This window comes from Lentzea sp. NPDC004789, from assembly GCF_053601075.1.
Genome location: NZ_JBSGBE010000002.1, coordinates 429,065 through 441,753, shown reverse-complemented (window position 1 = coordinate 441,753; position 12,689 = coordinate 429,065). Strand labels below are relative to the sequence as shown.

The following is a 12,689-nucleotide window of genomic DNA, read 5'->3' as shown; positions in this document are numbered from 1 at the left end:
CGCTGAAAGGTTCCGCGGTCAGATCGGGTATCAGGATGAAAACCAGCGCGTCGCTCGACCACGCCGCCGGCACTGTCGTCTCCGCATTTCAGGCACTGTGGAAACGCTCTCCCGAGCGCCTGTTGTTCACGTTCGTGGACGACCGCGGCCGGGACGAGGAGACGATCACCGCTGCCGACGCCGGCGAGGCCGCGTCCGCCATCGCCAGTGCCCTGCGCGACTGGGGCTTCCGCCCCGGCGACCGCGCGCTGCTGGTGTACCCGCCCGGCCCGGACTTCGTGCGCGCCCTCCTCGGCTGCCTCGCCGCGGGCGTCGTCCCGGTGCCGGTGTACCCGCCGAACCCGGTGCGCCTCGGTCAGGACCTGGCCGGTTTCAGGTCCATTGTGGACAGCTGCGCGCCGCACGCCGTGCTGACCACCGGCGCCTACGACCGCGCCCGCACCGTCGGCGCCGTCACGGGTTTCTTCGACCGCGCCAAACCCGAGTGGCCACGCCTGCGCTGGCACCGCACCGACCGCGTGCGCCCCGCGACGTTCGACTGGCACGAGCCGCCGGCCGACGCGCCGGCCCTGCTGCAGTACACCTCCGGCTCGACCGCGTCCCCCAAGGGCGTCGTGATCACCCACGCCAACCTGGCCTGCGAGGTCACCGCGAACGCCCGCGACCTGGGCCTCGGCGACGACACCGCGGGCGTGTTCTGGGTGCCGCAGTACCACGACCTCGGCCTGATCAGCGTCATCCTGAGCACCCTGACCGGCAACTCGCACACGCACCTGATGTCACCGCTGACGTTCCTGCACCACCCGGCCGTGTGGTTCGAGGTGATGTCCCGCGTCCGCGCCACCCACACCGCGGCCCCGAACTTCGCCTTCGCACTGGCCGTGCGCAAAACGACCGCCGAGCAACGCGCCACCTGGGACCTGAGCCGCCTGCGCGTGATGATGTCCGCCGCCGAACCGATCCGACTGTCCACAGTGGACTCCTTCTACGCCGCGTTCGCCTCCTCCGGCCTGAACCGCTCGTCCTTCTACCCCGCCTACGGCCTGGCCGAGCACACCGTGAGCGTGTCGATGGGCGGCCGGTCGGTGCTGCACCTGGATCGCGCCCACCTGCACCGCGGCGAGGTGCTGCCCGCACCGGACGGCCTGCCGGTCGTGGGCTGCGGCCGCGTCACCAAACCCGGCGCCCACCTGCTGATCGTGGACCCCGAGTCCGGTTCGGTGTGCGCTCCCGACCGCGTCGGCGAGGTGTGGGTGACGTCGGGGACGAAGGCCGCGGGCTACTTCGGGCTTCCTGACGAGACGCGGCGGGTGTTCGAGGCCCAGGTGCCGGGCGATGACCGGCACTACCTGCGAACCGGCGACCTCGGGTTCGTGCGCGACGGCGAGCTGTTCATCACCGGACGGCTCAAGGACGTGATCATCATCAACGGCCGCAACCACTACCCGCAGGACGTCGAGGACGCCGTGCGCGACTGTCACCCCGGCATCCGGCCTGGTGGCGTCGTGGCGTTCGGGGCGCCGCGCGAGGCGGGGGAGCGGCTGGTGCTGTTCGTGGAGACGCGCGCGAAGAAGGTGTCCGAGGCCGAGCGGGCGGAGATCGCGGAGGCGGTGCGGCGGCGCGTGTTCGAAGCGCACGGGCTCGCGGTCGACGAGGTGGTGGTGCGGCCGCAGGGGCTGGTGTTGAAGACGACGAGCGGGAAGGTGCGGCGGCGGGCTTGCCGCGAGGCGTTTCTCGAAGGGCGTGTGTGATGAGCGCCCGGCGCGCACGCCGTTGGTCAGGCTCGGTTCGTGGCCGCCCGGTCGGAGAGGCTTCCGTTGCCGGGCGGCTGGAGGTTGCGGAGCCGGTGATGGACATCCACCACACGAACGCCGGTTTCTCTCGCGGATGCGGGTTGGAAGAAGTCGGCCGGGGCGAGTTACGTGGTGGGTTTTGTCGCGGTGCCGGGTTGGAGGAGTCGGCCGGGGCGAGCCACGCGACGGGGTTTCCTTCGCGGGAGCCGGTTGGAAGAAGTCGGCCGGGGCGAGCCACGCGACGGTTGCGGTGATCGGGCGGCGGCTTGTCGTTCGGAGTCTCCCGAAGGAAACGCGTGATGAGTGCCCACCACACACACGACCCAGGCCGGGTTCCCCCAATTTCAAGCGTAGCGAGCGGGTCTGACATGAAGACCGTCATCGTCGTCGGCGCCGGCGTCAGCGGCCTCACCACCGCCCGCGCCCTCCACCGGGCCGGCCACCGCGCCATCGTCCTCGAACGCGGCACCGACGTCGGCGGCAAGTGCGCCTCGGTCGACCTGGACGGCCACGCGTTCGACCTCGGCGGCCACGTCTGCACCACGAAGTACCAGCGGTTGGCCGCACTGGTCACGGAACTGGGCCTCGACACCGAGCCGACCACACCGCACCGGGTGTTCGACGCGCGGAGCGGACGGTCGCGGCCGCAGAGCCAGGCGTTCTTCACCCACGAGAACTTCCGGCGCTACACCAGGATCCGCGACGCCGAGTTCCCGCGCCTCGGCGAACCCGGCCTCGCGCACTCGGCCAGGGCGCTCAGCCTCCCCGCGAGCGCCTTCCTGCGAAAGCACGGCCTGGAGGCGATGGCCGAGTCGTTCGGCATCGGTTACACGGCCGCCGGGTACGGCAGGCTCGACGAGGTTCCCGCGCTGTACTTCCTGAAGTACGCGGAGATGACCGGGCTGCTGTCGAGCGATCGCGACCTCCTCGGTCACGCGGGCGGCTTCACGGTCAAGGGCGGCTTCGGCGCGCTCTGGCAGAAAGTCGCAAAAGACCTCGACGTCCGGCTCGACGCCGAGATCGAGCAGATCATCCGCCACCCCGGCGGCGTGCGGGTCAGGGCCGGTGAGTGGATCGAGGCGGACGCGCTGGTGCTGACCGTGCCGATCGACCAGGTCCAGGCACTCGACGCGACGCCGGAGGAACGCGACATCGCCGCACGGGTGCGTCACCTCGACTACCGCACCATGATGTGCGCGGCGGAAGGGTTGCCGCGCCAGGCGTTCTCACTCATCGCGCAGCCCGCCGAGGTGGCGTCGTTCCACCACCGGTACGAGGACAGCGATGTCTACGCGTGCTACGGCTACGGGGCGGACGACGACGCGTTCGCCCAAGGCGTGCGAGCTCTGGGCGGCCACATCAGGACGCCGTACCTGCGCCGGGACTGGAGGTTCCTGCCGCACTTCGGATCCGAGGACCTCGAAGCGGGGATCCTGGACCGCGTCGAGGCGCTGCAGGGCGTGCGCAACACGTTCCACGTCGGCAGCCTGCCCGCGTTCGAACTCGTCGAGTGCGCCATGGCGTACGCGGAAGACCTGGTGGACGAGCACTTCGGCGCGAACCGCGGCACCGCGCGGACGATTCGCGCGTGGCTGGTCGAGCACATCGCGGCCGAGCTGCGCGTGCCCGGGCACGCCGTGTCACCGTCGGTGCCGCTCACCTCGCTCGGCCTGGAGTCGCTGTCGGTGGCGGCACTGCAGAGCGAGCTGTCCGAGTGGCTCGGTTTCCGGGTACCGCACACGCTGTTCCTCGAACTGCCCACAGTGGACGCGGTGGCGGAACACCTTGCGCGCCAAGACGTTTCCGAACCGACGGCGTCGCTCGCCCTCGCGCTCACCACGCCGAGGCCGTTCTTCTGCATCGGCGGCGCGGTCGGGGCCGCGTACTACCTGCTGCCGCTCGCCCGCGCGGTCGGGCAGGGTCAGCCGTTCTACGGACTGCAGGGACCGGGTTTCGACGGCACCGAGGAACCCATCGGCGACGTCGAGGAGCTGGCGGGCCGCTACCTCCGGGAGATCAAGCACATCCAGCCGCACGGGCCGTACCTCGTCGGCGGCCACTCGTTCGGCGGCGTCGTCGCCTACGAGGTCGGCCGGCAGCTCAGGAAACGCGGCGACGAGGTGGCGCGGGTCATCATGATCGACGCGTATCCCGCCGTGCCGGGCCAGGCGGAGCCGCCGTGGGACGAGCGCGCGGTCATCGAGGAGCTGTGGACGATCCGGCAGCACGCGGTCCAGGACGACGGGGCGCCGCGGCGGCGCGTGGACCAGTCGCTGACGCCCGAGGAGCAACGCGAGCGGCTCGGCCGGTTCCTCGGCGCGTCGGGCGCGCGGCCGGTCGAGGAGCACATCGCCACGATCATGGGCGTCTACCAGGCCCAGGTCGAGGCGCTCGTGCGGTACGAGCCGCGGGGCTCCGACCTCAAGGTCACGCTGATCAAGGCCGACGGCGGCTTTCCCCGGGTGCTCGGGGACGACCGGCACGTCGAGCTGTTCTTCGACTCGCCGAAGAACGGCTGGGAACGGGTCGCCACGAGCGAGCTCGACGTCGTGACCGTCCCCGGCGACCACTTCAGCATGCTCGTCCCGCCCGCGCTGACGACGCTGGCCGACGCCGTCCGCGCCGCCATCGCCCAGGTGCCGCCGCCTCCGCCACCGCCTGCCGCGCACGTCGAGTCGTCCATCCACATCAACCCGATGCACCCGGACTTCCTGGCCGACCCGTACCCGTTCTACGCGCTGCTGCGCGACCTCGCGCCGGTCCACTTCGACGACGCGCTCGACGGCTGGGTGCTCACGCGGCACGCCGAGGTGACCGACGTGCTGCGCCGCACGAGCGTCGTCCGCCCGTCCACCGCCACCCTGATGGCCCGCCTGCCCCACGACGTCCTGGCGCGGATGAACCCGTTCATCCGCCTGCTCGACTCGTCGCTGCCCTTCAGCAACCGCCCGAGCCACACCCGGCTGCGCAGGCTGATGAACCGCAGCTTCACCCCGCGCGCGACGGCGCGACGCCGGCACGCGGTCGAGGAGACCTGCCGTGAGCTGCTCGACGGCTTCACCGGCGGCGACTTCCTCACCGAGGTCGCCTACCCGTTCCCGGCCCGCGTGGTCATGGACCTCGTCGGCGTGCCACGAGAAGACCAGCCGCAGCTCACGCGCTGGGGCACGGACGTGATGAGAACCCTGGGGGAGGGCCAGTACGGCACGGACCCCGTCGCCGTCGCGCACGCGTCGTCGGCCGCGATGGACGAGCTCATGGCCTACCTCCGCGACCTCATCGCCGAACGCCGCCGACGCCCGTGCGACGACCTGATCTCCGAGCAGCTGCGGGGCTCCGACGCCGACGCGTTCGGTGAGCGCGGCGAGTGGGGCGGTGACGACGAGCTGAGCGTCAACATCATCTCGCTGATCAACGCGGGCCTGGAGACGACGGCCAACCACCTCGGCAACGGCGTGCTGGCCTTGCTGCGCAACCCCGCGCAGTACCAGCGCCTGCGATCGGAGCCGATCGCCGTCACCGCGGCCGAGGAACTGCTGCGCTACGACTCGCCCGCACCGATCATCACCCCGCAGCTCGCGAGCGAGGACATGGAGATCGGCGGCAGGCGCGTCCGGGCGGGCGAGCTGCTGTTCCCCGTGCTCGGCGCGGCCAACCGCGACCCCGCCCGCTACGCCGACCCCGACACCCTCGACCTCACCAGGCAGACGGCCGTCACCCACCTGACGTTCGGCGCGGGCATCCACTACTGCATCGGCGCGTTCCTCGGGCGGCTCGAAGGCCAGGTGCTGTTCCCGATGCTGGCCAGGCGGTTCCCGGACCTCCGCCTGGACCCGGACGCCGGACCGCCCGAGTTCCGGCCGGACCCAGCACTGCGCGGCCTTAAATCGCTACACCTGTGCATCGAGTAGTGGTAGACACCCGCCGTGCACAACACCCTTGGGTTCGCCGATCTGCTGCGGCTGATCGACGAACGTTCCGCCGCCTTCCGGGCCGCCGTCTCCTCCGCTCCCAGCCTCGACGTCACGGTGCCGACCTGTCCGGAGTGGACGCTGCACGACCTGGCGAACCACATCGGAGGGGGACGCCGCGTCTGGGCCGCCACCGTCGCCGCTGGACCCGAGGCCACGGCCAAGGCGGTGAACAACGGCCCCGCCGCACCGAAGGACCGCGAGGCGCTGGACGCGTGGCTGGCCGAGTCGACGCGACAGCTGCTGGACGCGCTGAACCAGGCCGGTCCGGACCGCCGGAGCTGGGTCGGCTGGCCGGACTCGCAGTCACCGGCCACCTGTGGCGCGGTCGCCCGTCGCCAGCTGCAAGAGCTCGCGATCCACACCTACGACGCCCAGGTCACCGTCGGCGACGCGCGCCCGCTGCCGGACGAAGTGGCGCTCGACGGTGTCGACGAGTTCCTGGTCACCTGCGTGTCCACGGCGAGCGCCTGGCCGCACGAGCCGGCCACCCTGCACTACCACGTCACCGAGGGTCGTTCCTGGAGCGTCCGGTTCGACGCGAACGGCGCCCGGATCGGCCCCGTCCACGGCACCCCCGACGTGTCCGGCACCGGCCCGGCCGGCGACCTGCTCCTCTGGTTCTACGGCCGCATCACGCCGGACACGATCAAGCTCGAAGGCGACGTGCGGGTGATCGACCAGCTGATCGACTGGGAGCCGTAGCGGCGGATCAGAGGCGGCCGACGTCGGTGACGACCACGACCGCCTCACCCAGCTCGTCCGACGCCGCCAGGTCGACCTCGGCGTTGAAGCCCCAGTCCTTGTCGCCCGCCGGGTCCTCGAAGATCTGGCGGCACACCCAGCGCTCGCGCTCGACGTTGATGATCAGGAACGCCGGGCCGCGCGCGTTCGGGCCCGTGCCGATGTCCGAGTGCTCCTCGAAGTACGGCTCCAGGGCGTCCATCCACTCCTTGGCCGTCCAGCCCGACTCGTGGTCGAGCTCGCCCAGCGAGTACCAGTCGCGTTTCGCGGCCAGCTCGACGCGGCGGAACAGCGCGTTGCGGACGAGCACGCGGAACGCCCGGACGTTGCTCGTGACCGCGGGCGGCAGGTCGACCCGCACCTCCTGCTCGGGCGCGTCCGGGTTGGTGAGCTTCTCCCACTCGTCGATCAGCGACGAGTCGACCTGGCGCACCAGCTCGCCCAGCCACGAGATCAGGTCCTGCAGCTCCTCGGTCTTCGCCTCCTCGGGCACCGTCTGCGACAGCGCCTTGTAGGCGTCGGCGAGATAGCGCAGAACGAGGCCCTCGGAACGTGCGAGACCGTAGAACGACACGTACTCGGTGAACGTCATGGCGCGCTCGTACATGTCGCGCACGACGGCCTTGGGGGACAACGAGTAGTCGCCCACCCACGGGTGGCCACGGCGGTAGGTCAGGAACGCCGCGTCCAGCAGCTCGGCGAGCGGCTTCGGGTACGTGACCTCCTCCAGCAGCTCCATGCGCTGGTCGTACTCGATGCCGTCGGCCTTCATCGCGCCGATCGCCTCGCCGCGCGCCTTGTGCTCCTGCGCGCCCAGGATCTGCCTCGGATCGTCCAAAGTGGACTCGATCACGGACAGCACGTCCAGCGCGTAGCCCGGCGCCTCGCGGTCGAGCAGCTCGATGGCGGCCAGCGCGAACGGCGACAGCGGCTGGTTCAGCGCGAAGTTGAACTGCAGGTCGACGGTGAGCCGGAAGTCGTCGCCGACCCGCTCGACCACACCGGCCGCGACCAGCGCCCGGTACATCGCCAGCGCCCGCTTGATGTGCTTGAGCTGCTTCGGCCGGTCCTCGTGGTTGTCCTCCAGCAGGTGCCGCATGGCCGCGAACGCGCCGCCGCCGGGACGGCCGATCACGTTCAGCAGCATCGCGTGCGAGACCTGGAACGACGACGTCAGCGGCTCGGGCTCGGCGCCGACGAGCCGTTCGAACGTCGTCTCGCTCCACGACACGAACCCGTCAGGGGCCTTCTTGCGGACGACCTTGCGCCGCTTCTTCGGGTCGTCGCCCGCCTTCGCCAGCGCCTTGAGGTTCTCCACCTCGTGCTCGGGGGCCTGCACGACGACCGTGCCGACGGTGTCGTAGCCCGCGCGGCCCGCCCGTCCGGCGATCTGGTGGAACTCGCGGGCCTTCAGGATCCGGGTGCGCGTGCCGTCGTACTTCGACAACGCCGTGAACACGACCGTGCGGATCGGCACGTTGATGCCGACGCCGAGGGTGTCCGTGCCGCAGATGACCTTCAGCAGACCGGCCTGAGCGAGCTGTTCGACCAGACGGCGGTACTTGGGCAGCATGCCCGCGTGGTGCACGCCGATGCCGTGCCGCACCAGCCGCGACAGCGTCTTGCCGAACCCGGCGGAGAAGCGGAAGTTGCCGATCGCCGACGCGATCTCCTCCTTCTCCTGCTTCGAGCACACGTTGATGCTCATCAGCGACTGCGCGCGCTCCAGAGCGGCGGCCTGGGTGAAGTGCACGACGTAGATCGGCGCCTCACGGCCGTGCAGCAGGTCCTCGATCGTCTCGTGCAACGGCGTGGAGACGTACTGGAAGTTGAGCGGCACCGGACGCTGCGCCGAGCGGACCACCGCGGTCGGGCGGCCGGTGCGCCGGGTCAGGTCCTTCTCGAAGAACGTGACGTCGCCGAGCGTCGCCGACATCAGCAGGAACTGGGCCTGCGGCAGCTCGATCAGCGGCACCTGCCACGCCCAGCCGCGGTCGGGCTCGCTGTAGAAGTGGAACTCGTCCATCACGACCTGGCCGACGTCGGCCTGCGCGCCGTCGCGCAACGCGATGTTCGCGAGGATCTCCGCGGTGCAGCAGATGATGGGCGCCTGGTCGTTGACGCTGGCGTCGCCGGTCATCATGCCGACGTTCTCCGGCCCGAACACCTCGCACAGCGCGAAGAACTTCTCCGAGACCAGCGCCTTGATCGGCGCGGTGTAGAAGCTGCGCTGGTTGCCGGCCATGGCGACGAGGTGGGCTCCGATGGCCACCAGCGACTTGCCCGACCCGGTCGGCGTGCTGAGGATGACGTTCGCGCCGGAGACGAGCTCGATGACCGCCTCCTCCTGCGCCGGGTACAGCGCGAGGCCGCGTTCGGCCGCCCAGTGGGAGAAGGTGTCGAACAGTTCGTCTTCGTCGGCGATCGAGGTGAGCCGGTCGGTGAGTGCAGTCATCGCAGGTGAACTATAGGTGGTACGCGTACTCGGTGAACTCCCAGTCGGTCACGTACCGCTGGAACCGGGCCACCTCCTCCCACTTGAAGTCCACATAGGACCGCACGAAGTCCTTGCCCAGCACCTCGACCATCGCCGTGTCCTCCTCCAGGTAGGCCAGGGCGTCGGGCAGCGTGGCGGGCAGCGTCGGGGCCTTCGACGGGTCGTAGCCGTACCCGGCGGACGGCCGCGGCGGCTCGATCCGGTCGCGAATGCCCAGGTAGGTGGCCGTGATGAGACCGGCGATGCCGAGGTAGGGGTTGGCGCTCGCGTCACCGAGCCGCAGCTCCAGCCGGGTGGTCTCGCCGCGCTCGGCCGGGACGCGCAGCATCGCGCTGCGGTTGTCGAGGCCCCAGTCGATCAACCACGGCGCGAGCGAGTCCGGACCGAACCGCTTGTACGAGTTGACCGTCGGGTTGAGCAGCGCGGCCAGGGCGGGGGCGTGCTTGAGGATGCCGCCGATCGCCCAGCGCGCCTCGTCGCTCAGGCCGTGCGAGGTGCCCGCGGCCTGGAACGCGTTGCGGCCGTCCTTCTCGTGGCACGACAGGTGCAGGTGGAATCCGGAGCCGCCGCCGTCGTTGAACGGCTTGGCCATGAACGTGGCGAGCCGGCCTTCCCGCCGCGCGAGCTCCTTCACCGACGTCTTGAACCGGAACGCGCGATCGGCCGCGTCCATGGCGGGCGAATGGACGAGGTTGATTTCGAACTGACCGCCCGCGTACTCGTGGTTGCCGCCGGTCGTCTGCAGGCCCGCCGAGCTGAGTGTGCGAAGAGTTCTCAACAGATGACCGTCTGAATCGCCTCGGCGTCCGGTCGCATACACGTTGCCCGGCTCGTCGCAGTAGGGGCGCCACCCGTTCGGGCGATCTTCGTCGGGTTCGCAGAGAAAATATTCCAACTCGGGACCGATCACGGGGGTCAGCCCGGTGGTCTCGAATATTTCCAGGGCCCTGCGCAGCACCTGGCGCGGTGATTCGTCGACCGGTCTCTCGTCGGCGGGGCTCACGGCGTCGCCGATGCACCACGCCACCCCCGGCTCCCACGGGATCGGCAGCAGCGTGTCGAGGTCCGGCACCACGATCACGTCGGGCAGCCCGGCGTCGAGCACACCCCCGTTCTCGGTGGTCTTGCCGCCGGGCGTGGTGCTGTAGACGGCCCGGCAGAACGACAGTCCGCGTTGCGTAACCGCAGGTAGATGCTCCACGAGGACGTCACGACCCCGGTCGGTGCCGAGCAGGTCCGGAAAGACCACGCGCACCACGTCGATCCCGTCCTCGCCGAGTCTCGCCGCGAGTTCCCGTGTCACCTGTTCACCGACCACGTCGAACTACCTTTCCGGCACAGTGTGTCGCTGGCGCGGAGGGGATAACGTTGAGGCGCAAACGCTATCGACCCGTCCGTGGAGCAAAGACCACCATTGGTCTCAGTCGGAGTGCTCCACACTCATCGTCCACCACGGGGCAACAGTCCGTAACTGGACGGGTGACGACCGTCACGAGATCATGCACGATGTGGGATCGTGATCAAAGTGGTTGCGGACGGAGTCGCACCACATCACAGACATAGTTCGGAACCGCAAGTATTGTGCCGGGAACACCCTGAGCTCGAGCACGGGAGACTTTGAGTTGTCTGGTCACCACACGATTGCCGAGACCGAGAAAGCCGTTCAGGCGAAGCTCGGTGCGGTGCCGCTGCATCGCGAGCAGATGGCGGCGGTGTCGAACATCCACCGCGCCGCGACCGCGATCCGCCAGCACCTCGAGAACTCGGTGCTGCGCACCAGTGATCTGACCTGGACCGGCTTCGTCGTGCTCTGGGTCGTGTGGATCTGGGGCGAGATGGAGACGCGCTACGTGGCCGAGGAGGCGGGCATCTCCAAGGGCACCCTGACCGGCGTCGCCAAGACGCTGCAGTCACGGGGCCTGCTGGAGCGGCTCGGCCACCCCACGGACGGGCGCCTCGCGGTCCTGCGTCTCACCCCTGAGGGTGAAGAGCTGATGGCGGATCTCTTCCCGAAGTTCAACGAGGAAGAGGTCTTCGTCTCCGACCCGCTGGAGTCCTCCGAGGCCCAGTCGCTGGCCGAGATGCTGCGCCGCATGGTGACGCATCTCGAGGCCAACGGCGAGCAGCGGCGGCTCGACCTGCGCGGGGACACGCCGCTGCCGCCGCGCCGGTCCGGGCGGCGGGCCAAGCACGGCTGATCGGCGCGCCCGAACGGGCGACTCACCGGGGGTGAGTCGCCCATTTCGGCGTTCCCGCCCGCTCCCTGCTCTCGTCGCACGCGGGGCCCTCTCGTGCGCTCCTGGAGTACGAAAGCTCCCCGCGTGCCCTCAGAGCAGGCTCAGCACCCGCGCGTGCAGCGTGTCCACGTAGTCCTCGGACTCCGGCTTCATCAGCACGCTGCGCAGCACCCGCGCACCGTCCACATCGGCCGCCACCTGGGGGTGCCGTGCCGCGAACGCCGCCTTCGACGCCCGTGCCACGCTCAGGAAGACCGGGTCGACGGCGGCGTTCATGCCGGTCTCCATGACCCGCTGCGACGCGGTGTCCACAGCCGACAGCGTCAACGGGTTGGTCCGCGGGAAGTACGTGACGATGTCGAGCTCGGGCTCCTGGTAGAGCTCCAGCTCCTCGGACTCCCGGATCATCGACGCCCACCGCACGGCCGCCCGCCGTCCGGCCGCGAGCACCTCGCCCAGGCCGTCGCGGGTCAACGGCAGCAGCCGCAGCGTCAGCCAGAGCCCGGCGGCCGCGGCGCCGGCGCGTGAGCACTCCAGGCTGATCTCGCCCAGGTGCAGCTCGTCGGACGTGAAGTAGGTGTAGGGGGAGTCGTGCAGGTAGAACCGGCCCACGGACGGGTCGCGGAACAGGACCGCGCCGCAGCCGTAGGGCTGCAGGCCGTGCTTGTGCGGGTCCACCACCACGGAGTCGCACCGCGCGATGGCGTTCCACGGCTCAGGATCCAGATCCGTGCCCGCGAGCAACATGAAGAAGCCGCCGTACGCACCGTCCACATGCACCCGTGCGTCGTATCGGCGTGCGATGTCCAGCACGAGATGCACCGGTTCGATGGCGCCCAATGCGGTGGTTCCCGGCGTCACCACCACCGTGCCGACCTTGCCGCCGCGCAGAAGCTCTTCCAACGCGTCGAGATCCATGCGCCCACGGCCGTCCACGGGCACGGGATGGCCCTCGACGCCCAGCACGCCGCACATCCGTGAGTGCGTGTAGTGCGCCTCGGAGGAGTAGGCGATCCCAAGACCCGGATGCAGCGAACGGGCGACGAACAACGCCTCCAGGTTGGCGATCGTGCCGCTGGAGGTCAGGTGACCCAGGTGCTGGTCCGAATACCCGAACATCGACGCGAGCGAAGAGACGACCTCGCGTTCCATCGCGGCGGTCGCGGGACCGCCGTCCAGGGCGTGGTTGTTCGGGTTGATCAACATCGCGGACAGGTAGCCCACGACCGCCGCGGGATGCGGTGGCTTGAGCATCTGGCCGGCGTAGCGCGGGTGGAAGAACGGGTAGTTGTCGCGCAGGCGGTCCTGCAGCTCGGCCAGCGCCGAGCCGAACAGGGCCGGGTCCACCTGCAGCGACGAGTGGGGTGTGAAAGCGCCGTACTCCGCCGTCCACTTCTCGTGGTTGGCCAACGCCTCGTTGAGCCAGTGCTGAAGGTCCACCGCACAC

7 protein-coding genes are annotated in these 12,689 nt (G+C 70.0%); 4 read left to right on the top strand and 3 right to left on the bottom strand.

Translation table 11 applies throughout. From position 1 onward, the window contains the following. The first annotated feature begins 35 nt into the window (after positions 1-35). From ACWEIJ_RS06240 to ACWEIJ_RS06230, 3 genes are all read left to right on the top strand, one after another. Complete coding sequence (locus ACWEIJ_RS06240; RefSeq protein WP_449836090.1) at positions 36-1,751, top strand: fatty acyl-AMP ligase; 1,716 nt, start codon at positions 36-38, stop codon at positions 1,749-1,751. Between the two features lie 410 nt (positions 1,752-2,161). Continuing rightward, the gene (locus ACWEIJ_RS06235) at positions 2,162-5,704 is read left to right on the top strand and encodes a cytochrome P450 (RefSeq protein WP_449836089.1); all 3,543 of its coding nucleotides are present in this window, start codon (positions 2,162-2,164) and stop codon (positions 5,702-5,704) included. Between the two features lie 15 nt (positions 5,705-5,719). Beyond that, a complete protein-coding gene (locus ACWEIJ_RS06230; RefSeq protein WP_449836088.1) occupies positions 5,720-6,469 on the top strand; it encodes a maleylpyruvate isomerase family mycothiol-dependent enzyme in 750 nt (249 codons plus the stop codon). A 7-nt stretch (positions 6,470-6,476) separates the two neighbouring features. Here the strand turns inward: ACWEIJ_RS06230 and ACWEIJ_RS06225 are convergent, their stop codons facing one another. Together ACWEIJ_RS06225 and ACWEIJ_RS06220 are read right to left on the bottom strand one after the other, a co-directional pair. Next, positions 6,477-8,963, bottom strand: coding sequence for a DEAD/DEAH box helicase (locus tag ACWEIJ_RS06225; RefSeq protein WP_449836087.1), 2,487 nt, complete (start codon positions 8,961-8,963; stop codon positions 6,477-6,479). 10 nt (positions 8,964-8,973) lie between these two features. Next, on the bottom strand, positions 8,974-10,308 hold the full coding sequence (locus ACWEIJ_RS06220) for a glutamine synthetase family protein (RefSeq protein WP_449836086.1): 1,335 nt from the start codon (positions 10,306-10,308) through the stop codon (positions 8,974-8,976). A gap of 379 nt (positions 10,309-10,687) precedes the next feature. Here ACWEIJ_RS06220 and ACWEIJ_RS06215 point away from each other — a divergent pair, with 379 nt between their 5' ends. Further along, positions 10,688-11,203: a MarR family winged helix-turn-helix transcriptional regulator gene (locus ACWEIJ_RS06215; RefSeq protein WP_236219911.1), complete on the top strand. Its 516-nt coding sequence runs from the start codon at positions 10,688-10,690 to the stop codon at positions 11,201-11,203. 129 nt (positions 11,204-11,332) lie between these two features. On the opposite strand, the gene ACWEIJ_RS06210 is transcribed toward ACWEIJ_RS06215, so the two are convergent. After that, on the bottom strand, positions 11,333-12,682 hold the full coding sequence (locus ACWEIJ_RS06210) for a pyridoxal phosphate-dependent decarboxylase family protein (protein ID WP_449836085.1): 1,350 nt from the start codon (positions 12,680-12,682) through the stop codon (positions 11,333-11,335). Positions 12,683-12,689: the final 7 nt, after the last annotated feature.

What these genes read in the sequence shown, in the direction of transcription:
- ACWEIJ_RS06235 (WP_449836089.1), top strand. Translation starts at nt 2,162, where the DNA reads ATGAAGACCGTCATCGTCGTCGGCGCCGGCGTCAGCGGCCTCACCACC.
- ACWEIJ_RS06225 (WP_449836087.1), bottom strand. Translation starts at nt 8,963, where the DNA reads ATGACTGCACTCACCGACCGGCTCACCTCGATCGCCGACGAAGACGAA.
- ACWEIJ_RS06240 (WP_449836090.1), top strand. Translation starts at nt 36, where the DNA reads ATGAAAACCAGCGCGTCGCTCGACCACGCCGCCGGCACTGTCGTCTCC.